Below are 19,096 nucleotides of genomic sequence, written 5' to 3'. Positions count from 1 at the left end.
GAACCTGCTGAATGTCCTCCATCAGCAGCACGAGCTTAGCAAGAAGCTTGCCAGACAGGGTCCAGCGCGTCATTCGAACCAGGGCCATTCTGCCGGGCCTTCATGCGTGACGGCTCCCCCGGGCGCCTGACCGACCAGTCGCGCATACTTTGCGAGCGCTCCTGCGCGGTGACGCGGCGGGCGCTGTTTCCAATCGCGTTGCCGCGCGGCAAGTTCCTGCTCGTCGACCAGCATATCCATGCGCCGGTTTACAGCATCGATCCGGATCCTGTCGCCGTCACGAACATGCGCCAGCGGTCCGCCTACGAATGCTTCCGGGGACACGTAGCCGATGCACATGCCACGGGTGGCACCGGAGAATCGGCCATCGGTGATCAGGGCCACCTTTTCGCCCATACCCTGACCGTAAATCAGTGCCGTAACGCCGAGCATCTCGCGCATCCCGGGGCCGCCGACCGGCCCTTCGTTGCGGATCACGAGGACCTCGCCCGCCTTGTAGCTGCGATCACGAACCGCCTTGACACAGGCCTCCTCGTCTTCGAAGACGCGCGCCACGCCTTCGAAGAACTGGCTCTTCAAACCCGCGACCTTGATCACGGCACCATCAGGACAGAGATTGCCCTTCAGCACCGCCACGCCACCATCGGGCATGATCGGCGCACGGGAGGCGTAAACGACCTCGCCGTCGGGCGCGTTCGCGGCGCCATATTCCTCAGCCAGCGTGCGCCCGGTGATGGTGATGCAGCTGCCATCGATATGACCGCTCTGGATCAGTTCGCGGATCACCACGGCGGCGCCGCCGATGTCGTAGACGTCCTTTGCCGTGTACTTGCCACCCGGCCGCAAATTTCCGATCAGCGGCGTCCTGGCAAAGACCTTGCCGACGTCGTCGATCGTGAACGCAATGCCGGCCTCGTTCGCAATCGCCGGCAGATGCAGCGCGGCGTTGGTCGAGCCGCCCGTCGCGGCAACGATCGCCGCACCGTTCTCGAGGGATTTCCGCGTCACGATGTCGCGCGGCAGCGGTCCGCCGCGCTCCAGCATCTCCATGATCAGCCGGCCCGCGCGCCGCGATATCTGCGCGCGCTCGGCATAGACACCGGGCACCATCGAGACGTTTGGAATGGTCAGGCCCATCGCCTCCGAGACCATCCCCATCGTATTCGCGGTGAACTGGCCGGCGCATGCGCCGATGGTCGGCAGGCAAGCGCGCTCGATACGTTCGAGCGTGGCACCGTCGATCTCGCCGGTCATGAAGCTGCCGACGGCCTCATAGGAGTCCAGCACGGTCAGGGTTCGCCCATCGACGCGCCCCGGTAGCGAGCTGCCGCCATAGATGAAGATCGACGGCACGTTGCAGCGGACCATGCCCATCATCACGCCGGGCAGCGTCTTGTCGCATCCGCCATACCCAATCAGCGCATCGTACGCGAGACCATGGACGACGGCCTCGATCGAGTCGGCGATCAGCTCGCGGGAAAACAGCGAGAACTTCATCCCCTCGTGATTCATGCTGATACCGTCGGACACCGAGACGGTCGAGAATTCGCGCGGCGTGCCGCCGGCCTCCTCGATTCCCGTCTTGGCCGCGGCCACCTGAAAGTCGTGGGTCATGTTACAGGGCGTCTGCTCGCCCTTCATGCTGACGACGCCCACCATCGGCTTGGCAATCGCAGCATCATCGAGCCCCATGGCACGCATGAAGGCGCGGTGCGGAGCCCGGTCGAGACCGTCTGTCGTAACTCGTGATCGTAGCTTCTTCATACGTGCATCTTCTTCATGCAACGTCCCGGATTGCCCGGGACGTTGCGATCTTTTTGCCTGGATAAATCGCCGGACCGCCTATTCCAGCGGCGCGACGATCGTCGGGTGCTTGAACTGCGCGGCGTCCAGCTTCGGCAGCATTCCGGTCTCGGCATAGATGTCCAGCATCTTCTGGATCGCCGGAAAATTCGGTGCCGCGCCGGGATCGCGACCGAAATCATTGTCCTTGAGCAGATAGGTCTCGAGCACCGGAATGGGCGCTTTCAGGACTTCGTTGACGACCTTCAGCGTCTCCTCGCGGTTCGCCAACGCCTTCTTCATGCCCGAGGTGATGTCGCGGACATAGGCCTTGACCAGTTCCGGGTTCTTGTCGACGAAATCGGCGCGGCATGCTTCCAGGATGTGCACGATGTTCGGCATGGCCTGCGACAGTGAGAACAGCTTTCGGGTGCCGCCCTTCGCCTCCGCACGCGCGGCAAACGGCTGGTTCATGTTGACGGCGTCGACGCGGCCCTGGCGCAGCGCGTCCTCGGAGACGGCGAAACCGACCTCGACCAGCTTGATATCCTTGGCCGGATCGACGCCATTCTGCTTCAGAAGCAGGTTGAATGGGCCTTGGGTGCCGCCGCCGATCACGGAAATGCCGACCGTCTTGCCCTTGAGATCGGCAATCGTCTTGATCGGCGAGTCATCCATGACCGCCCAATAAACCGAGAAGCCGCCCGGCTTCTCGAACACGTGCTGCGCCACGATGTAGGCCTTGAGATTGCCGCCGACCACGCCGTTGGCGAGCGACAGCGGCGCCTGCGTCGCGCAATCCAGTGCGCCGGCGGCCAATGCCTGCGTCATCGGCGCGGTGCCCTGAAATTGGGTCCATTCGATGTTGTAGGTCTTGCCGATATTGGGAAACTTGGCCGGGCGGCGCATCATCCAGTACTTGGATTCCTCGGCCGGGATGGTCCAGCCGACGCGGATCGTCTGCTGCGCCCATGACGGGCCCGCGCCCGCATTTACGGCCGCTGCGGCCCCCAAAGCCAGGATCCACTTCGAAACGGTTCGCATCGTGCCCACTCCGCTGCTCCGGCGCCGACCGGCGCCATCCAACCCGACTGCCGCAAATGTTTCATGGTTCAAACAATCAGGCAAGCCATGCGAGCCGGGCAGTTTCGCGGCCCGACCTGCAATGTATGGTAAGGCTGCGTTTGCGCTGCGACAGAAGGAGACAACTTATGGCTGATGCAAGCAAGACAAACCCGCAAGGCGTCGAGCGGCTCGGCTATCTCGGCCTTGGATTGATGGGGACGCCGATGACCCGGCGCCTGCTCGAGGCCGGCTATCAGGTCAGCGTCTGGAATCGCTCGGAAGGCAAGGTCGCTCCGCTCGTCGCGTCCGGCGCCAAACGCGCAGTCTCGCCCCGCGACGTGATCGCGAACTCGGATATCGTCTTCATGTGCGTGACGGATGCCACGGCCGTCGAAGAGGTGATTTTCGGGGCAGAAGGTCTTGCGGCGGCTCCCGGCGCGGGCAAGCTCGTGGTCGACTTCTCGTCGATTCATCCTGATGCCGCGCGCGACCTTGCAACGCGACTGAAGGCGGCCAATGGCGCCGGCTGGATCGATGCGCCGGTGTCCGGCGGCACCAAGGGCGCTGAGGAAGGCACGCTTGCAATCATGGCCGGCGGCGAAGCGGCTGACATCGAGAGGGCCCGCCCCTACGTCCTGGCCATGGCGCGCAGGTTTACCCACATGGGTCCGACCGGCGCCGGCCAGACCACGAAACTCTGCAACCAGGTGATCGTCGGATGCGCAATGGCCGTGCTTGCGGAAGCGACACGCCTTGCGGTGAACGCCGGAATTGACGCCAATCGATTGCCCGAAGCACTCGCCGGCGGCTTTGCGGATTCCATTCCGCTTCAGTTGTTCGTGCCCCGGATGGCCCAGGGCATTCACTCACCGCCGCTGGGACATATCGCCACGATGCTTAAGGATCTCGATACGGTCGCCGACGTCGCACAGACGACGTCGACGCCGATACCGATGGCATCGCTCGCCGGGCAGATCTTCAGACTGGCCAAGGCCACACGAGGCGCAGAGGCCGATGCGCTGGAGATCTACAAACTTTCAGCAGCAGGGCGCTGAAGCGTTACGGTTACTTCTTGCGCTCGTCGTCGGCCAGGAACCGGCCATACGAGCCCCGCGCGAACAGCAACGGCTCCGCGGTGTTGTAAGCGTAGGCCTCGACGGCACCGAGAAAGATCACGTGGTCGCCGCCATAATAACGATTGACGGACCGGCATTGAAAGTTCGCGACGCTTTCCACGAGCACCGGAGCGTTGCCGAGGCCCGGCGTCCAATCGACTCCAGCGAATTTGTCCTCGGACGATTTTGCAAACCTGTTCGCGAGCGCCTGCTGCGAGGTGCCGAGCACATGGACGGTGAAATGGCTGGCGTTCTGAAATACGGGCAGGCTCGATGAGTAGATTCCGAGACTCCATAGGACCAGCGGGGGGTTCAGGGAGACCGACGCAAACGAATTGCAGGTGATACCGTAAGGCTTTCCATCGGCGGCGGTCGCGGTAATAATCGTGACGCCCGTTCCGTACGCGCCGAGCGCGTTACGAAAGTCGCGGGGATCGATCGGCGAACTGTCGCTCGCGAGTTCATTGGCAGGATCGGAAACGGCCGGCTGCTTCGGCAGATCAGACATCGGCCGGCCTCACAACGTGAGATTCTCGGACGGCAGGCCAAGTGCCACACGTCCATAGTTGGTTCCAGCCGCGTCGAAATTGAATGCGAGATGCGAATTGATCGCGTGCGCATCACGGAATTGCCGTTGCAACACGCCCGTCGTGAACAGGCCACGCGCCCCGCTCGCGGCAAAGAGCATCGAAACGGCTTCGGTGCAAAGATTGACCGAGAAAGCTCCGTCGCGCCGGTACCTGGTCTTGGCGGCCATGCTGGGAATATGACCACGCCGCGCATCCACCATCGCTTCGATGCAGGCAGAGCGCATGATCAGGCGCGCCGCATCGATCTTGGCCGACGCCTCCGCGATCTTGATCTGCGTGCTTTGAAAGTCGCTGAGCTTGGCGCGATTGTAGGTCGATATGCGATGCCGCGCGACCTCCGTATAGTCGTCGAGACACGCCTGCGCGTTCCCGAGCGCGACGCCGGAGAGAACGTAAGGGAACAGCGAAAACACCGGCAAAGTATAGGACGGATTGGAATTGACTTTGCTTCCCGGCGTCGGACCGCCGGCAAGATCACCGACGGCGACCGTCATGTGGTCGGGCACAAAGGCATCCCTGACCTCGACGTCGCACGAACCGGTACCGCGTAACCCCGCGACATTCCAGGTGTCCAGCACCTTGTAGTCGCCCTTCGGCAGCAGAAAGATTCGATACTCGATACCATCAGCCTCGTCGTCCGAGTAGACGACACTTGCGAGCATGTTCCATTCGCAGGAGGCAACGCCGGAGGAAAACGGCCAGCTGCCGCGCAAGCGGTATCCGCCCTCGACTCGCGTGGCACGGCCGGCAGGAAAAATGAACGAGGACGCAATCAGCGCATCCGGATCGCGGCGCCAGACCAGATCCTGCGCCTTCTGCTCGAACATGCCGAGCATCCAGTGGTGGCTCGCCAGATTGGCAAAATTCCACGCCACCGAGGCATCCGCCCGGCCGAGCAGCTCGGCACAATCGACAAGGGCAACATAGTCAAGCTCGGCACCACCGACGCGCTTCGGCTGGAGCATCCGGAACAGGCCGGCGTCGTGGAGATCCTTTTCGGTTTCCGGCGGAAGATGCCGCAACTCTTCGGTCCGCGCCGCCCGCTCTCGCAGCCGCGGCACGAGCGCCTGGGCCTGCGCGATCATGGCCGCATAGGCGCGTTCGCCTGCTTCCGGCCCCGTCGGCTGGTCCATGCTCGGCTCTTGACCAGGCGCCATTCGTGTCCCTCGCTTCAACATAGTTATGCGGCGGGAACTTCGGCAAATCAAGCAGATGCGGCGCCGGGGCGCGATGCTCAATCGTTTGGGGTCGATCAGATTCAGGCTGACGTCGGTGGCTTGCCTGATCCAAAGGCGCCCTTTTGGGTGAACTCCGAAATTCGGCGCTCATCGTAACCGAGCGTGTCGCGCAGGACGTCCTCGGTATGCTCACCCAACAGGGGGGCAGCAACGGGATCGATCGCACCGGTCACGCTCATGGTAATCGGCGGCTCGATATTGGGCACCCATTCCGCCGTACGATGGGGAATCCGGTTCAGGCGATGACGCTCGCGGGCCTCGGGCGCATTGAACCCCTCCTCGACCGTCCGGAGATAGCCGACCGGAATATTGGCCAGCTTCATCTTCGCCATCCAGTTCTCGAGGGTATCACTCGCGAAAACCTCCGCGATGGCTGCGCGCAGCAGCTCCTTGTTTTCGGAACGCGCCTTGCGCGAGGCGAACTGCGGATCGGTGATCAGATCGGGCCTGTTCAGCACCTCGACTACCAGGCGACGATAGAGCCGGTCATTGGCGCAGGCCATGTAGAGCGGCCCGTCGGAGGCCTCGTAGACACCCACTGTGGGGGACCCGCTCGGCGAATTGCCGAACCGGCCGGGATTCTCGCCATTGATCAGATAGGCCATGCCGTAGAAGCCGGTCATACCCATGGCGACGTCGAACAAGGCGACTTCGACATGCTGCCCGCGGCCGATCCGGTCCCGCGCCAACAGCGCCAGCAGGATGGCGTTGCAGGCAGACATCCCCGTCGCCATGTCCACGATGGGGGGGCCGGTCCGAACCGCCGGGCCATCGGCAAATCCGTTGAGCGACATGAAGCCGCTTTCCGCCTGCGTGATGGGATCGAATCCGGGCCGCGAAGCAAATGGACCGGTCCGTCCATAGGCCGATATCGAGCAATAGACCAGCCGCGGATTGAGCGGTGCGACGGCCTCATAATCAAGACCGAATTTCTTCATGACGCCGCTGGAAAAGTTCTCCACGACCACGTCGGCCTTGCGGATCAGGTCGAGCGCAATCTCGCGGGCCTCCGGTACGGCCAGATCGAGCGCGATGCCGCTCTTGTTGCGGTTCAGACTGAGATAGGCGGCGCTTTCGCCGCCGATTTCGGCGTGCTCGTAGGCGCGGGTATCGTCGCCGCCGTCCGGATTCTCGATCTTGATGACGCGCGCGCCGAAATCTGCAAGCGTCTGCGTGCAGGCCGGCCCCGCCACCACGCGCGTGAAATCGACCACCAGGAGCCCATCGAGCGCGGTAGGCGCGCCCGTCGCCCGCGACGAGCGTTCCGGCAATTGAGGCTTGGTGGGCATCGACAGCGCTCCCTTACATCGGCTTATGGTCGCCGAATTTCCTGCAGGTGCAAACTTAAAGCCCGGCGCCGCCAACTTCGCAAGTACCTCGCCCGCAACGCTTCAATACGCAAAAGGGCCCGGCAGCCATCAAGCTGCCGGGCCCTTGGACATTCCGCGCTCACCAGATTCTACCACAACTTGCGCCGCCGCGCATGAAGGCTGCGTTCCGCACCGCGGGAAACCCCGCTCAGCGAAGCGATCTTCGCCAATAGAGCGTATGCGACCACGCCCAGGGTACCTGGGGCTCGAACAGCCGATAGCCCGCCTTGATAAAATTATTCGCTGAGTAACTGTTATCCGTTGTATCCGAAACGATACCATTCCATCCGATGCGCCGCGACCTCGCTTCGATAGCCCGCATCAACCTGAGCTGAAGTCCCCTTCCCCAATGCTGCTGCAAGACGCCGACTCTCGAGAAGTAGCCGCAATTTCGTGCATGAGTGGAGGGCACGACGCCTGCGAAGGCGACGGGATCATCACCGCAATACGCAAGCCACCACGCCCCGAGATCGAAATCCGGCATCGCCGCGGCATCGAAGAACGTCAGCCGATGCAGATCGGCCAGGGTATCTGCAACGTCATCATCAGACACATCGACCATACGAATTCTGTACATGAGGCGACCTGTTCACAAGGAATGACGTGAGTGCTGGCGCGGCGATGCCAAGGCTCATTTGCCCAGCACGACCTTGACGCCGAGCCAGACGGCCCCCATCAGGCCGGTCGCAAGCACCGTAATCACGGCCTTGAAGGTGTAGCTCTGCGCCTGTTCCACACTCTTTCGCCATCTCCGCAGATGCTGAAAATCGGCCCTGAGCTCCCAATCGACCGGCGGCCGCCCGAGTGATTTGTCGATCAGCAGTCGTGGCGTCTCGGCGAGCGGAGGAAAGCTTCGCTTGCCACGCGGTGAGAGCAGCACGCGGCCGACGCCAAGAGCCGTGAAATTCTCCATTTCCAAACCGGGGGGCGTGTGGATTCTGAAATCCAATCCGACACGATAGAGTTTTGGCGCCTTCGGCTTTCGTCTTTCATTTGGGGACGCAGCCATGAACTATTTTCCTCCCCTGCCAACAAAAAAGCCCGCGGCATCCCGCGGGCTTTTTTCCGAATTTTGCGATGATGCCATTCTGCCAGTGTTTTGCCCGACGTGTCAAACGATCAATACTTAACCTCACGCCTGCGACTCCCTCGTATCATCGCTTCGATCATTCCGAGCTGTCGCTACAGAAGAGCACGGGCAAGTCGCCGAATTGCTCGGAGTTCTCGTGACGAACCGTGAATCGCTCGCGCGCGCTGCTGCCAAACGTGTCACCGTCTTTGACCACGTCTCCGTGCTCAATCAGATAAACGGCAAGACCGTCTACCTTGTCGATCAATGTTGAGAGCGGCAGCTTGTGAGTCTCGAACTGAATTTCACGCCCGGCAAATGCCGACAGGCCTGTCGTCACTGCGCCGATGCCGCCCTCTGCCCGGAACGGCAGTATGTCGACCCAGAGCGAGCTCGGATAGTCGGGGAACGGCGCGAACGACTGGTTCGACAAGTCCAACCATAGATCGGCGGGTCGCGCGACCTTGCCATTCCAGACCACGGCGCAGCATTGCGGCATGGTCGCAATCAACGCGCCGATGACGGCAGTCGTCAGACGAGCCGTGGGCAACGGCGGCTGGTTCTGGCCAAGCACCGAAACGATCAGATGTCCTCGGTGCCGGGCCGCAATCGCCTCGGCTTGCGGCCATGTCCTGGACGTGCGCGACCACAAGCCTGGATCCTCCGGGATCGGCGCCGGCATCGCCATCACTGCAACGAGCTCGTTGCCACAGCGGATGAGCGGCGAATCCCGGCGGGCGCTCTCCTCGCCGCCTCCGTCGACATCGACCGGAAGTCCGGGGTGTCGCTCGCGAACGGCCTCAGCTAGCGCGACCATGTTTGGAGTTGCAGGCGATTCCAAAAGGACCAAAGCAAGAAAAGACTTACTCATCGACCGCCACCCCAACGCTTTAAGCCATGATCCGCAGTTCGCCCACAGGTTGAGTGAAAGATGGAACAAACAGGGAACAATGTCAACCGTGCATTTCCGCCCGACTTTCAACTTTCGCGTTCGGCGCGATGGCGATTAGAGGACTGCTCATTCCACGGCATCAACTCATCGGCTTCGAAATCCTCCAAGCGCCCGGAAAGAGAAAACCCGCGGGAGGTTGCTGCACACGGGCTCTGTCGATGTGCTTTGCCCAAAGCGTCAAACTTCGATTGTGCCAATGCGCTCTTCAGCAGATGAGATTCTTGGTCGAAGCCATCCGGCCCTTTGGCGCTTCCGCCAAGCGCGCGCAATGCAGCAGGGCCGCTCGAAAGGTGAGCAACCCACTCAAACCGCTAAAAACCGCGCCTTCAACCCCTGCTCGACCTTTCCGCCGGCCACCCAACATTTGATAGTGACGCCGCAATACCGGCAGGCCTATGGTTAACCCATCACCGCAAGGCCCCTGGCAGATGTCGGTGATGAGAACGCAGATTGCGCTCCCGCCCCACACCAACAGGGAGCAGCGCCATGCTGAAGCGGCGCCGTTTCAAACAGACCAAGACTCTCAACGAACGCCTTGCGGACGACGTCGCGCGGCTTCGCGCCGAAGCGCGCAGGCTGGCGCCGGGGCGCCGGCGCGAGATCCTGCTGCGCCGGGCGCGGCAGGACGAGGCGGCGATACGGATCGAGGCCTGGCTGCATTCGCCCGGCCTGAGGGCGCCGACATGACCCAGCATTATCGCGCCTACCTCGTCGGCGAGAACGGCGTGTTTCGATCGGCCGAGGCTTTCGAGGCGCCGTCCGATGCCGATGCCCTCGTCCTCGCGCAGCGCTATACGCGCCGGGGCAACGTCGAGGTCTGGCAGCTCGGCCGCAAGATCGGCCTGCTCAGGGGACCTGCCCATTCGCCGCAAGCCGTGCCGCCGCAGCGGCGCGAGCCGGTGGTTCGCCAATAGCGGCCGCGGCGGCTCAGGCCGCGCGCAGCACCTCCGGCGTCCGCGCGCCCCGCGCTTCCAGCAGGGCGACCGAGACGCGCAGATTGTCCCTGCGCGCGCGCAGGTTCTGGGCCAGCATGGAATAGGTGGCGCTGCCGGGATCGGCATTGCCGGTGTTGCGCTCCTCCTCGGCAATGTCGCCCTCGAGCATCTGGATCCGCCATTGCAGGTCGGAAATCAGCGCGTGGAGCTGGAGGGACGCGGTCGCTTCAAAACGGGACGTTGCTTGCATGGGATCGCCTCAATCTGGATCAGCCCGCATGTCAGGGCCGGGATTGAGACGGTGTTCAGCAAGAGGGATGCCAGGCAGAAAGTGCGCGACGTTCACGCGAACGAGCGCGGCAAAGCGGGCCGGCTCTCACTCCTCCGCGAGCTTGCCCTCGATATAGGCGTCCACCGTTTCGGCGAACGAGCGCTGCACGCCGACGGCGGCAGCGTGCAGGTCGAGCGCATCGCGCTGGAGCACGCGCAGGCCGCGCCCGCGGGCGCAGACCGGCGCCGTGTTGAGATATTGGTCGATGGCGCCCTTGGCCTGCGGGATCGCCTTCGGATCGCCCCTTGCGATCAGAAGACGCAAGAGGCTCTGGCACTCGGCCAAGCCGGGCATGGATTCAACCTCAGCCCTGTCGCTTCAGTTCTGGCGCGACTTCGGCTTCGGCCGCTTCACCGGCTGGGTGTGGGTGCCGAACAGCATCAGCAGAAACGCGACTTCTTCCTTCGAACCAGTCTGGATCATGATTGTCTCCTTATCGCTTCGTTGGTCGAGACCAGCGGGCAAGGCGTTCAGGACAATCGGGTTTCAGGATTGTTTCAGGACGGTTTCGTCGCCCGCGGCGATCGCTCAGAGCTTTGGAAACGCAGACTTCGGAACCACCTCACAAGGGAGGGCCAAAACCTATCCTGCGACACGCCATCCACAACCGATGCAGCTCATCGTCCGATGGGGCGTCCGAATGCTCCATGCCGGTTTCGACGCACTCTTTCTTCAGTTTCCGGTATTCCGGCGATCCGCAGAAGTAGAGACCCGTCAGCATCGCCAGCGTCAAGATTCCACCCGCGAGCGCGCGCATCAATTCCGAAGCCCCGCGTCTAGTTCTTGAAGCCCAGCTTTCGGGCCTGCTCGAGGTCAGCCACCGCGTGGGTCATGTCCCCCTTCTGCTGGTAAAGAAAGGCCCGCATCGCCCAGGCGGTATTATCCGTCGGATCCAGCCTGATCACCCTGTCGTAATCCGCGAACGCGCTGTCATACTCGTTCTTGTCGAAGAAGAGGCTGCCGCGCTTGCGATAAGACTGCGTATTGTCGGGGCTCAGCCGAATGGCCGTTGCGAAATCCGCCAGGGCGGCGCGCTCGTCGCCGAGCTCCCGATAGACGTCGCCCCTGGAATTGTAGTGGTCGAAGTCGTTCGGGCTCAGCCTGATGGCCTCGTCGTAATCCGCAAGGGCCTCTCGCCACGCGCCCCTCTCCTTGTTGCAGATGCCGCGGTACGTAATCATCTTGGCGGATCTGGGATCCAGCCTGATCGCCTGTTTCGCGTTCTCCATCCCGCGATCGTAATCGCCCTTGGTGCAATAGGCCAAGGCGCGGCCTGCGTAGGCTGAACTGTAGTTCGGATCGAGCTTGATGGCCGCGTCGAGGTCGGCGATCGCGCGATCGAAATCCCCGAGCAGGAGGTAGCCTATGCCGCGATGCTGGTGTGCGTTTGCGTGGTCCGACACACTGGGTGGATCGTTCAACACGCTCGTGCAGGCCGCGACCGTGTCGCGCGCGGTTGCTTTCCGGTCCGCGCAAGTCCTGCGATCGGCATCGCTCGCGGAGGAAAACCGGGGGGCGGTGGCGACAAAGCCGACAAGGACGGCGGACACCGTCAGGACAAGCGTCAGAGAAGAGCGGCTGATCATCTTGCTATGCCCTCGCCCGGAACATGCGGCACGCCCGCGTCATTCGATATCGCCGGCGAGATGTTCAGCGATCCATGCCGACAGGACTCTCATGCTCCGCCCTTAGCAGCCGGACGTTCGCGGGCGTTTAAGAATTCGCTTCAATATTGATCGAGTCTGTTACGGGCCAACACCTGATATCAACAGGACGATGCCAACGTGACGGTGAGTCATGGTAGCGCGTCGGCGGTCTTGTCCGATGCGCTTTTCGATCGCGGCACCTCAATCCCACGACAACACGCCAAAGACGCCAATGAACCAGCCGGCATTGAAGGCGACAACAAGCATGAGGAGATCGAGCGTTACGGAGGACCCGACGTCCTGCACGTCTTGAGCACGCCAAATTGCGAGCAGCCCCAGCGCAAGAATTCCGGAGCAGAATACGGGCCAAATCGCTGCGAACCGACCCTGACGGGTCCTCGGCAGACGCCCGGCCCGACGAGAGGCCACCAGCGCAGTCAAGGCCAACACGATCAGACCGGCCGTGAGCAAGTACATTCGACACGATCCCTGGCACCAACCGCGGCCATCTCGAAGGCCGCAGGCGAGCCAATAGCGTGAATTGATTGCCTCAACCTTAAAGCGATAGCGAAAACCATCATTCGTCCGACGGACCAACGTCCTTGAGCGCATATCGCAAGCTTTCGAGACCCCAATGGACGGTGCCATACTGATCGATGATAATGATCCAGACGTCATCCATCCCTTTGGCCTCCATCTGTTCGCCCAGCGCAAGCGCGTCCTGCGGTGTCGCCGCGTGATAAACCTGCGGTCCGGATTTGACGATGTATGTATCTTTGGACATACGTGGGCGGATGATTGCGTAAGGGCCGCGAGCGGACCTGCCATCTACCATAATCGCCCGGCGCAACAGCGCCCCGACCAACGCGTCGCCCACCCCACCATACTGCCCCTGTTTTACCCGACGCAGCAAACTTTAATCAAATGCTCCAAATCGGATTCGGCGGAACGAAATCTGTTCGCGCCAAGCTGGGACACGTCGCCCTGCGAGGGCGCGGGTCGAAACCCTTCGGAGAGAACGTCGATGTATTACGTCGCCGCCGCATTGCTGGGAATGTCGGGGCTGTTCTATTCCGCCGGCCGTCACGAGCTCGGCCAGTTCGGCGCGGATGTCTGCAGCTATGGCAGCGCGTTCTGCGACAGCCCGGTGGTGCTCTTCACCGCCTCGGCGCTGGCCGCCGCCTGGGGCATGTTCGTCAGCATCAAGTAGTCCCGCGCGCCTCGCTGCGGCTCGCGGCGAGCTCCTTGCGGACGGTCGCCGCTGAATTGCCGACCTTGTCCACGGCCTTCTGCAACTCTTCCCTGGAGACGCCGAGCGCGTGGGTCCAGTACTTGACCTCGAACGCCTCGTGCATGTTGATCTTGCTGCGGTCCGGCTGCTCGCGCTTCGTCAGATTGTCCATGCGGCTGCTCCTCGTTCTCCCCGGGAAAACGCGGCAATGCACCGGCCGTTCCTAAACAACGGGCCGGTCGAACTTCCATCGTCGCAGCGCGCCGCGCTTCACACACTCAGCCACAGCATCGAGGCGAGCACCGCCGAGAACACGAACAGCGTGATGATGGCGACTCTGAAAATCAGGTCGGCTGCCACAAGACTCCCCTTTCCACATCCAACGTCCAAAGCCCGAACGGCGGATCGCCGCGAAGCCGATCTTCGGCCCCCGGACATCCTGACCGAGGCACGACATCCTCACGGGCTCGCGTTGGCGACAGCCCATGAATCGCCAGCGCAACGGGCCAATCGCGATTTGGTTCCTATCCGGGAACATCGTCCTGATTAATGTCAGGGGGCAGGCACGCCTCCCGCCGTCCTTGCGACTTAACATTTGTTGCATTCGCCGCCGCTGGAAACCGATCGTCCACAATGTTGCGAAGCGGCGGCGGCTCAATTTAACCTTTGTTGTCAACAGCAAGGCCGCCTTCGTGCTTTTTGATCCCCGACGCGCCCCCGGCGCGTGGGGGATCAAGTGAAGTGACAAGCGACAGGATCTGGCCGCCGCTGTTCGAGCGCCTGAGAACGACAACTGGCGCTGCCGATGCAGATCTGCAGGCTCTGGCCGCGCTGCCGTTCACCCTGCGCCATTACCGCGAAAACCAGACCGTGCTGCGCGACGGCGAGCAGCCGAGCGAGTGCTGCCTGATCGCCGACGGCTTCTGCGTCCGCTCCAAGACCATCGCGGACGGGCGGCGGCAGATCCTGTCGATCCACATTCCCGGCGACCTGCCCAATCTTCAGAACCTGCATTACGAGACCGTGGATCACGACCTCGTCGCGCTGTCCGACTGCATGCTCGCTTTCATCGGCCACCGGGCGCTGAAGGATCTGATCCGGGAGCGGCCGGGCGTGGCCGACATGTTCTGGCGCGACACGCTGGTGGATGCCGCGATTTCGCGCGAGTGGATCGTCAATGTCGGCCAGCGCTCGACCTACAACCGGCTGGCGCATCTCATCGTCGAGCTGCGCGAGCGGCTGCGCATCGTCGGCCGCGTCATCGACAACACCTTCGCCATCCCGCTGACGCAGGAGCAGCTCGGCGAGGCCATGGGCGTCACCAGCGTCCACACCAACCGCATCCTGCGCGATCTTCGCGTCGACGGCGTGCTGGAGCTGCAGCGCGGCACGGTGACAATTCTCAACGAGCAGAAGCTGCAGGAGCTGGCGCAGTTCGACGGGCGCTATCTCCATCTGTCGCCGTCGTCCTGAGCCAGCGCAACGGCGCGCTCAGGGAACGAATACCTCGCCGGTCGCCATGCGCACGTTGCGGATGGCGCGGCAGGCCTCGATGGCCGCGCGATCGCCCTCCTGCATGAAGCTCAGCAGCAGCGAGCGCCGCCGCGCGCCTGACAGGTTGCAGGTCGCCCCATGCGGCAGGTTGGCGTCGAACACCAGGATATCCCCCGCCTCGCCCGCAATGATCAGGGACAGGCTCTCCGCCTCGCCTCGCTCGAGATCTCCGGGATCGCGATGACGCGGGATCACGCGCGTCGCGCCATTGTCCGGCCCGTAAGGATCGAGGAAAACCAGCGCGGCGACGGCGTTCATGCCGGCGCCATCGCGATGCAGCGGCTGGTGGCCGCCGTCCTTCAGCGGTTCGCGGCCCTCGACCTGGGCAAGAAAGAACGGACCGCCCAGCATCTGCGCTCCCGCCGCCAGCAAGGGCGGCAGCCGGCAGGTTCGCTGCACAACGGGATCGAGATCGACGAGAGCGTGGCGCCAACCGGCGCCGCGGGGCGCGGCCCATTGGTCGCCGGTGCCTACGCCCGCATCGAAGGCCTGGCACAGCGCATCGCGCCACGCCTCAGGCACCGCTCCGCGCAGCAGCAGGTAACCGTCACGGTCGAGGTGAGCGGCCTGCTCGGCGTTCAGGGTTGCGACCTTCGTGGGAGGCGGATCATGGCGCATGCTGCTCCCTACAACCTCTGCGTGCTGCAGGCAAGTGCCGCGCATGCGACAGCCGGGCCGGCGGGAGCGTGCGAGTCGAAAAGAAGTTCCGAGCAAAGCGCGCGACAGGTGTCGGCGCGGGCTCGACGATCCCTGCGATGATGCAACCCTACCACTGTTTTGCCCGACGGGTCAAATGAGATTCGTATAATCGGAAATGATGCCATTGCCGGTTATTCCCGGGCCGGCGAGGAACCTATGTTGGCCGCCCGGCTTTTGCTATGAGAACGCCCGCCCCGATCGAGTCCTCCCCTCCATGAACCACCGCACCAAGCCAACGAAATCCGCGCCGATGCTGTTGCAGCGGCTCGGCCCCGGCCTCATCACGGGTGCGGCCGACGACGATCCGTCGGGCATCGCCACCTATTCGCAGGCCGGCGCGCAATTCGGCTACGGCCTGCTCTGGACGGTGTTTCTGACGCTGCCGTTCATGATCGCGATCCAGCTCGTCAGCGCGCAGATCGGCCGGGTCACCGGCAAGGGGTTGGCCGCCAACGTGCTGCAGCTCGCGCCGCGCTGGATCGTGCTGGCGCTGATCTCGCTGCTGGTCATCGCCAACACCTTCAACATCGCCGCCGACATCGCCGCGATGGCCGAGGCGCTCTCGCTGGTCATCGGCGGGCTCAAGCACGAGCACGCGCTGATCTTCGCGGCGGGCTCGACCCTGCTCCAGGTGTTCGTGCCCTATCGCCGCTATTCGCCGGTGCTGAAATTCCTGACGCTGACGCTGTTCGCCTATGTCGCCACCGCCTTCACCGTGAATATCCCGTGGAGCACGGCGCTGCTCGCCACGGTGTGGCCGAAGGCGAACATCAGCGGCGACTATTTCCTGATGGTCGTCGCCGTGCTCGGCACCACCATCAGCCCTTATTTGTTCTTCTGGCAGGCCTCGCAGGAGGTCGAGGAGATGAACCAGGGCAAGCGCGACAAGCCGCTGCGCGATCTTCCGAGCGGCGGCGACCCCGAGATCGCGCGCATCAAGGCTGACACCACCGTCGGCATGCTGCTGTCGAATACCATCGCCTTCTTCATCATCCTGACCACGGCGTCGGTGTTGAACGCCAACGGCGTCACCAACATCAATTCGGCAACGCAAGCCGCCGAAGCGCTGCGGCCGCTCGCCGGCGATTTCACCTTCGCGCTGTTCGCGCTCGGCATCATCGGCACGGGGCTTTTGGCGATCCCCGTGCTGGCGGGCTCGGCAGCTTACGGCGTTGCGGAGATCTTCGGCTGGCGCGCCACGCTGGAGGCGAAGCCCGAGAAGGCGGTCGGCTTCTATACAATCATCGCAGCCGCAACGATCATCGGCTTTGGCCTCGGCTTTACCGGGATCGACTCGATCAGCATGCTGGTGTGGAGCGCCGTGCTCAACGGCATCGTCGCCGTTCCGATCATGGCGATGATGATGCTGATCGTCGCGAGCGGTGCCATCATGGGCCGCTTCAAGGCCCGTTCGTGGCTGGTCGTGCTGGGCTGGCTCGGCACCGCCATCATGGCGCTGGCCGTTCTCGCTTTGCTCGGCTCGTCGCTGGTCGGCTGAGCTGAGCTAGAGCGGCGACAACGCCGCCGAGATTTGCGAAGCGATGATGAAGACCGCGAACACGGCTGGCACGCTGACGAACCGCAGGAACTGGTCTACCGAAAGCATCGTTGTCTCCCCCAAAGACAAAGCACCCTCGCCCGTAGCGCTACTCCACCCCTTGCGCGACGTGCTGGTCGGCGGTCAGAAACCGATCGGAAACGGCGGCCCCACTCACGGTGAGAAGCGCCAGAACGGAAATCACGGCTAAGAACTGCATGCCCTCTGGATGGGATCCGATTGTGGCCAAATAAGTCTGGGCTTGGCGCAATTTCGGGACGATCCCGGGCGAGATCATGACTATCCCCACCGAATTCCACAGGCTTTCCCGCAAAGCGGGCCGGCTGGCGCCTTCGGTCGCGCCTCGGCAGGCTTCACGGCGATCGGTCGCTAGCCTAACAATTGCAGCTGGGGCCGGGCTTGTGTCCGGGCCACAAGAACAACAAGGCCCGGCCGGGCCACAGGGAGCGTCATGACCAAATCCTCAAAAGCAACAAGCCTCGAAATCCTCGCCTGCGATGCCGGCTGGCGAAACTATCATTTCGTCAAGCTGACGACCGAAGACGGTGTTGTCGGCTGGAGCGAGTTCGACGAGGGTTTTGGTTCGCCCGGCGTCGGCGCTGCGATCCAGCGCCTGTCCGCCCGCGTCATCGGGCAGAACGTCTTTCAGCACGAGCGCATCTACGCCGAGCTGTTCGCGGCCACCCGCCCCGCCGCCGGCGGCGTGGTGGCACAGGCACTCGGCGCAATCGAGAATGCACTGCTCGATGCCAAGGCCAAGTGCCTGGGCGTCCCCTGCTATGAGCTGCTTGGCGGCAAGATCCGCGACCGCGTCCGGGTCTACTGGTCGCATTGTGCGACGTGGCGGATCAATCATCCGTCCTGGTACAAGCCGGCGATCGAAAACCTTGACGGCGTCAAGGCGATGGGGCGCGAGGTGCGCGAGAAGAAGTTCACCGCGCTCAAGACCAACATCTTTTCCTACGACGACGGCAAGCCGACGGGCTGGCGGCCCGGCTTCGGCTCGCCCTTCTCGCCGGAGATCAATGTCGACAGGAAAATCCTGCGCGACCTGCGCACGCATCTGGAAGCGATCCGCGACGGCGCCGGCCCCGATGTCGATATCCTGCTCGACTGCAACTTCAACGCCAAGACCGAAGGCTATCTGAAAATTCTCCGCACCATCACCGACCTCGACATGTTCTGGATCGAGATCGACAGCTTCAATCCGGAAGCACTCGGCTATATCCGCAGGCAAAGCCCGCATCCGATCTCGTCCTGCGAGACGCTGTTGGGCTTGCGCGAATTCCTGCCCTATTTCCACGAGCAGGCGATGGACGTCGCGATCATCGACACGCCCTGGAACGGCGTCTGGCAATCGATGAAGATCGCCGCCGCCGCGGAAGCCTTCGAGGTCAACGTCGCGCCGCATAATTTCTACGGCCATCTGTGCTCGATGATGAACGCGCATTTCTGCGCCGCCGTGCCGAACCTGCGCATCATGGAAATCGACATCGATCGCCTCGCGTGGGACCGCGAGCTTTTCACGCATGAGCCTGATATCCAGAACGGCCATCTGGTCATTCCGGACCGTCCGGGCTGGGGCACTGAGCCGAACGAGGAGGCCTTGCGCGCGCATCCGCCGAAGACGAGCGGCGGGCTCCTCAACTACGGGCGCAAAGGCTGAGGCGGATTACGGCGTCACGGGATTGACGGTCGGGGACGTCTTCGGCCCCGGCCGCTCCGGCTCGACCGGCGATTTCGGTTCGGTCGGAAGCACCCTGGCACCAGCGGCGTGCGCAGCTTCGCCCGTGGTCGCGTACATCGCGACATGAGCTGGCTGGGTCTTGGCGCGATTCCACGGGCCATGGTCGACGATCAGCATCGCGGCAATTGTCAATCCGGCCACGATCAGCGCAATCACGCCGGGATGACGAAGTGCGGAAGAAATGGAGTTTGCGAAGCGATCCGTTGCCATCGAT

Annotated in this window: 25 protein-coding genes; 8 read left to right on the top strand and 17 right to left on the bottom strand. The window is 63.1% G+C overall.

Going from position 1 to position 19,096, the window contains the following annotated elements:
- Positions 1–69: 69 nt before the first annotated feature.
- Positions 70–1,764: a dihydroxy-acid dehydratase gene (ilvD, locus tag VGR99_RS10435; RefSeq protein ID WP_326898256.1), complete on the bottom strand. Its 1,695-nt coding sequence runs from the start codon at positions 1,762–1,764 to the stop codon at positions 70–72.
- A 78-nt stretch (positions 1,765–1,842) separates the two neighbouring features.
- A complete protein-coding gene (locus VGR99_RS10430; protein WP_326898255.1) occupies positions 1,843–2,826 on the bottom strand; it encodes an ABC transporter substrate-binding protein in 984 nt (327 codons plus the stop codon).
- A 167-nt stretch (positions 2,827–2,993) separates the two neighbouring features.
- Between VGR99_RS10430 and VGR99_RS10425 the strand changes: the two genes are divergently transcribed.
- Positions 2,994–3,902, top strand: coding sequence for an NAD(P)-dependent oxidoreductase (locus VGR99_RS10425; protein WP_326898254.1), 909 nt, complete (start codon positions 2,994–2,996; stop codon positions 3,900–3,902).
- A gap of 10 nt (positions 3,903–3,912) precedes the next feature.
- Here the strand turns inward: VGR99_RS10425 and VGR99_RS10420 are convergent, their stop codons facing one another.
- The 6 genes from VGR99_RS10420 to VGR99_RS10395 all read right to left on the bottom strand — a co-directional run bounded on the left by VGR99_RS10420 (position 3,913) and on the right by VGR99_RS10395 (position 9,100).
- Positions 3,913–4,470 carry a flavin reductase family protein gene (locus VGR99_RS10420; protein ID WP_326898253.1) on the bottom strand — a complete coding sequence of 186 codons (558 nt, stop codon included), beginning with the start codon at positions 4,468–4,470 and terminating at the stop codon, positions 3,913–3,915.
- Between the two features lie 9 nt (positions 4,471–4,479).
- Complete coding sequence (locus tag VGR99_RS10415) at positions 4,480–5,709, bottom strand: acyl-CoA dehydrogenase family protein (RefSeq protein WP_326898415.1); 1,230 nt, start codon at positions 5,707–5,709, stop codon at positions 4,480–4,482.
- 101 nt (positions 5,710–5,810) lie between these two features.
- Complete coding sequence (locus VGR99_RS10410) at positions 5,811–7,079, bottom strand: CoA transferase (RefSeq protein ID WP_326898414.1); 1,269 nt, start codon at positions 7,077–7,079, stop codon at positions 5,811–5,813.
- Positions 7,080–7,308: 229 nt separating this feature from the next.
- The gene (locus VGR99_RS10405; protein ID WP_326898252.1) at positions 7,309–7,737 is read right to left on the bottom strand and encodes a GNAT family N-acetyltransferase; all 429 of its coding nucleotides are present in this window, start codon (positions 7,735–7,737) and stop codon (positions 7,309–7,311) included.
- Between the two features lie 54 nt (positions 7,738–7,791).
- The gene (locus tag VGR99_RS10400; protein ID WP_326898251.1) at positions 7,792–8,169 is read right to left on the bottom strand and encodes a hypothetical protein; all 378 of its coding nucleotides are present in this window, start codon (positions 8,167–8,169) and stop codon (positions 7,792–7,794) included.
- Positions 8,170–8,326: 157 nt separating this feature from the next.
- Positions 8,327–9,100: a DUF4261 domain-containing protein gene (locus VGR99_RS10395; RefSeq protein ID WP_326898250.1), complete on the bottom strand. Its 774-nt coding sequence runs from the start codon at positions 9,098–9,100 to the stop codon at positions 8,327–8,329.
- A 567-nt stretch (positions 9,101–9,667) separates the two neighbouring features.
- Here VGR99_RS10395 and VGR99_RS10390 point away from each other — a divergent pair.
- Positions 9,668–9,868: a hypothetical protein gene (locus tag VGR99_RS10390; protein ID WP_326898249.1), complete on the top strand. Its 201-nt coding sequence runs from the start codon at positions 9,668–9,670 to the stop codon at positions 9,866–9,868.
- Positions 9,865–10,095 carry a hypothetical protein gene (locus VGR99_RS10385; protein ID WP_326898248.1) on the top strand — a complete coding sequence of 77 codons (231 nt, stop codon included), beginning with the start codon at positions 9,865–9,867 and terminating at the stop codon, positions 10,093–10,095. Before VGR99_RS10390 ends, VGR99_RS10385 begins: the two co-directional genes overlap by 4 nt.
- Positions 10,096–10,108: 13 nt before the next feature.
- Here the strand turns inward: VGR99_RS10385 and VGR99_RS10380 are convergent, their stop codons facing one another.
- From VGR99_RS10380 to VGR99_RS10360, 5 genes are all read right to left on the bottom strand, one after another.
- Positions 10,109–10,366 (bottom strand): hypothetical protein, encoded by a 258-nt coding sequence (locus VGR99_RS10380; RefSeq protein WP_326898247.1) that lies wholly within the window; start codon positions 10,364–10,366, stop codon positions 10,109–10,111.
- 126 nt (positions 10,367–10,492) lie between these two features.
- Positions 10,493–10,741 (bottom strand): hypothetical protein, encoded by a 249-nt coding sequence (locus tag VGR99_RS10375; protein ID WP_326898246.1) that lies wholly within the window; start codon positions 10,739–10,741, stop codon positions 10,493–10,495.
- A 482-nt stretch (positions 10,742–11,223) separates the two neighbouring features.
- Positions 11,224–12,033, bottom strand: coding sequence for a tetratricopeptide repeat protein (locus VGR99_RS10370; protein ID WP_326898245.1), 810 nt, complete (start codon positions 12,031–12,033; stop codon positions 11,224–11,226).
- A 261-nt stretch (positions 12,034–12,294) separates the two neighbouring features.
- Complete coding sequence (locus VGR99_RS10365; RefSeq protein WP_326898244.1) at positions 12,295–12,570, bottom strand: hypothetical protein; 276 nt, start codon at positions 12,568–12,570, stop codon at positions 12,295–12,297.
- A 100-nt stretch (positions 12,571–12,670) separates the two neighbouring features.
- Entirely contained in the window at positions 12,671–13,006 is a 336-nt protein-coding gene (locus VGR99_RS10360) for a hypothetical protein (protein ID WP_326898243.1), read from the bottom strand.
- A 111-nt stretch (positions 13,007–13,117) separates the two neighbouring features.
- Here VGR99_RS10360 and VGR99_RS10355 point away from each other — a divergent pair, with 111 nt between their 5' ends.
- Positions 13,118–13,303, top strand: coding sequence for a hypothetical protein (locus tag VGR99_RS10355; RefSeq protein ID WP_326898242.1), 186 nt, complete (start codon positions 13,118–13,120; stop codon positions 13,301–13,303).
- Here VGR99_RS10355 and VGR99_RS10350 read toward each other — a convergent pair.
- On the bottom strand, positions 13,296–13,496 hold the full coding sequence (locus VGR99_RS10350) for a DUF3606 domain-containing protein (RefSeq protein WP_326898240.1): 201 nt from the start codon (positions 13,494–13,496) through the stop codon (positions 13,296–13,298). The two genes, VGR99_RS10355 and VGR99_RS10350, sit on opposite strands and share 8 nt — an antisense overlap.
- A 313-nt stretch (positions 13,497–13,809) precedes the next feature.
- Here VGR99_RS10350 and VGR99_RS10345 point away from each other — a divergent pair, with 313 nt between their 5' ends.
- Both VGR99_RS10345 and VGR99_RS10340 read left to right on the top strand, forming a co-directional pair.
- Positions 13,810–14,064, top strand: coding sequence for a hypothetical protein (locus tag VGR99_RS10345; protein WP_326898239.1), 255 nt, complete (start codon positions 13,810–13,812; stop codon positions 14,062–14,064).
- 1 nt (position 14,065) lies between these two features.
- Positions 14,066–14,797 carry a Crp/Fnr family transcriptional regulator gene (locus VGR99_RS10340; RefSeq protein WP_326898238.1) on the top strand — a complete coding sequence of 244 codons (732 nt, stop codon included), beginning with the start codon at positions 14,066–14,068 and terminating at the stop codon, positions 14,795–14,797.
- 18 nt (positions 14,798–14,815) lie between these two features.
- On the opposite strand, the gene VGR99_RS10335 is transcribed toward VGR99_RS10340, so the two are convergent.
- Positions 14,816–15,496: a phytanoyl-CoA dioxygenase family protein gene (locus VGR99_RS10335; RefSeq protein ID WP_326898237.1), complete on the bottom strand. Its 681-nt coding sequence runs from the start codon at positions 15,494–15,496 to the stop codon at positions 14,816–14,818.
- A 295-nt stretch (positions 15,497–15,791) separates the two neighbouring features.
- On the opposite strand from VGR99_RS10335, the gene VGR99_RS10330 reads away from it, so the two are divergent.
- Positions 15,792–17,075, top strand: a complete 1,284-nt coding sequence (locus VGR99_RS10330) for a divalent metal cation transporter (protein ID WP_326898236.1) — start codon at positions 15,792–15,794, stop codon at positions 17,073–17,075.
- 148 nt (positions 17,076–17,223) lie between these two features.
- Here the strand turns inward: VGR99_RS10330 and VGR99_RS10325 are convergent, their stop codons facing one another.
- The gene (locus VGR99_RS10325) at positions 17,224–17,412 is read right to left on the bottom strand and encodes a hypothetical protein (protein ID WP_326898235.1); all 189 of its coding nucleotides are present in this window, start codon (positions 17,410–17,412) and stop codon (positions 17,224–17,226) included.
- Between the two features lie 174 nt (positions 17,413–17,586).
- Here VGR99_RS10325 and VGR99_RS10320 point away from each other — a divergent pair, with 174 nt between their 5' ends.
- Positions 17,587–18,801 carry a mandelate racemase/muconate lactonizing enzyme family protein gene (locus VGR99_RS10320; RefSeq protein ID WP_326898234.1) on the top strand — a complete coding sequence of 405 codons (1,215 nt, stop codon included), beginning with the start codon at positions 17,587–17,589 and terminating at the stop codon, positions 18,799–18,801.
- Between the two features lie 6 nt (positions 18,802–18,807).
- Here VGR99_RS10320 and VGR99_RS10315 read toward each other — a convergent pair whose 3' ends face one another.
- Positions 18,808–19,092: a hypothetical protein gene (locus VGR99_RS10315; RefSeq protein WP_326898233.1), complete on the bottom strand. Its 285-nt coding sequence runs from the start codon at positions 19,090–19,092 to the stop codon at positions 18,808–18,810.
- Between the last annotated feature and the right edge of the window lie 4 nt (positions 19,093–19,096).

Origin of the sequence: Bradyrhizobium sp. (assembly GCF_035935975.1) — a bacterium.
Lineage (GTDB): Bacteria > Pseudomonadota > Alphaproteobacteria > Rhizobiales > Xanthobacteraceae > Bradyrhizobium.
Note: the sequence above shows the minus strand (reverse complement) of the source record. Positions and strands in the feature narration are given on the sequence as shown.

Excerpts from the sequence above, each read along its gene's own strand:
- ilvD (WP_326898256.1), bottom strand. The coding sequence starts at position 1,764 with ATGAAGAAGCTACGATCACGAGTTACGACAGACGGTCTCGACCGGGCT.
- VGR99_RS10430 (WP_326898255.1), bottom strand. The coding sequence starts at position 2,826 with ATGCGAACCGTTTCGAAGTGGATCCTGGCTTTGGGGGCCGCAGCGGCC.
- VGR99_RS10425 (WP_326898254.1), top strand. The coding sequence starts at position 2,994 with ATGGCTGATGCAAGCAAGACAAACCCGCAAGGCGTCGAGCGGCTCGGC.
- VGR99_RS10420 (WP_326898253.1), bottom strand. The coding sequence starts at position 4,470 with ATGTCTGATCTGCCGAAGCAGCCGGCCGTTTCCGATCCTGCCAATGAA.
- VGR99_RS10415 (WP_326898415.1), bottom strand. The coding sequence starts at position 5,709 with ATGGCGCCTGGTCAAGAGCCGAGCATGGACCAGCCGACGGGGCCGGAA.
- VGR99_RS10410 (WP_326898414.1), bottom strand. The coding sequence starts at position 7,079 with ATGCCCACCAAGCCTCAATTGCCGGAACGCTCGTCGCGGGCGACGGGC.
- VGR99_RS10405 (WP_326898252.1), bottom strand. The coding sequence starts at position 7,737 with ATGTACAGAATTCGTATGGTCGATGTGTCTGATGATGACGTTGCAGAT.
- VGR99_RS10400 (WP_326898251.1), bottom strand. The coding sequence starts at position 8,169 with ATGGCTGCGTCCCCAAATGAAAGACGAAAGCCGAAGGCGCCAAAACTC.
- VGR99_RS10395 (WP_326898250.1), bottom strand. The coding sequence starts at position 9,100 with ATGAGTAAGTCTTTTCTTGCTTTGGTCCTTTTGGAATCGCCTGCAACT.
- VGR99_RS10390 (WP_326898249.1), top strand. The coding sequence starts at position 9,668 with ATGCTGAAGCGGCGCCGTTTCAAACAGACCAAGACTCTCAACGAACGC.
- VGR99_RS10385 (WP_326898248.1), top strand. The coding sequence starts at position 9,865 with ATGACCCAGCATTATCGCGCCTACCTCGTCGGCGAGAACGGCGTGTTT.
- VGR99_RS10380 (WP_326898247.1), bottom strand. The coding sequence starts at position 10,366 with ATGCAAGCAACGTCCCGTTTTGAAGCGACCGCGTCCCTCCAGCTCCAC.
- VGR99_RS10375 (WP_326898246.1), bottom strand. The coding sequence starts at position 10,741 with ATGCCCGGCTTGGCCGAGTGCCAGAGCCTCTTGCGTCTTCTGATCGCA.
- VGR99_RS10370 (WP_326898245.1), bottom strand. The coding sequence starts at position 12,033 with ATGATCAGCCGCTCTTCTCTGACGCTTGTCCTGACGGTGTCCGCCGTC.
- VGR99_RS10365 (WP_326898244.1), bottom strand. The coding sequence starts at position 12,570 with ATGTACTTGCTCACGGCCGGTCTGATCGTGTTGGCCTTGACTGCGCTG.
- VGR99_RS10355 (WP_326898242.1), top strand. The coding sequence starts at position 13,118 with ATGTATTACGTCGCCGCCGCATTGCTGGGAATGTCGGGGCTGTTCTAT.
- VGR99_RS10350 (WP_326898240.1), bottom strand. The coding sequence starts at position 13,496 with ATGGACAATCTGACGAAGCGCGAGCAGCCGGACCGCAGCAAGATCAAC.
- VGR99_RS10345 (WP_326898239.1), top strand. The coding sequence starts at position 13,810 with ATGAATCGCCAGCGCAACGGGCCAATCGCGATTTGGTTCCTATCCGGG.
- VGR99_RS10335 (WP_326898237.1), bottom strand. The coding sequence starts at position 15,496 with ATGCGCCATGATCCGCCTCCCACGAAGGTCGCAACCCTGAACGCCGAG.
- VGR99_RS10330 (WP_326898236.1), top strand. The coding sequence starts at position 15,792 with ATGAACCACCGCACCAAGCCAACGAAATCCGCGCCGATGCTGTTGCAG.
- VGR99_RS10325 (WP_326898235.1), bottom strand. The coding sequence starts at position 17,412 with ATGATCTCGCCCGGGATCGTCCCGAAATTGCGCCAAGCCCAGACTTAT.
- VGR99_RS10320 (WP_326898234.1), top strand. The coding sequence starts at position 17,587 with ATGACCAAATCCTCAAAAGCAACAAGCCTCGAAATCCTCGCCTGCGAT.
- VGR99_RS10315 (WP_326898233.1), bottom strand. The coding sequence starts at position 19,092 with ATGGCAACGGATCGCTTCGCAAACTCCATTTCTTCCGCACTTCGTCAT.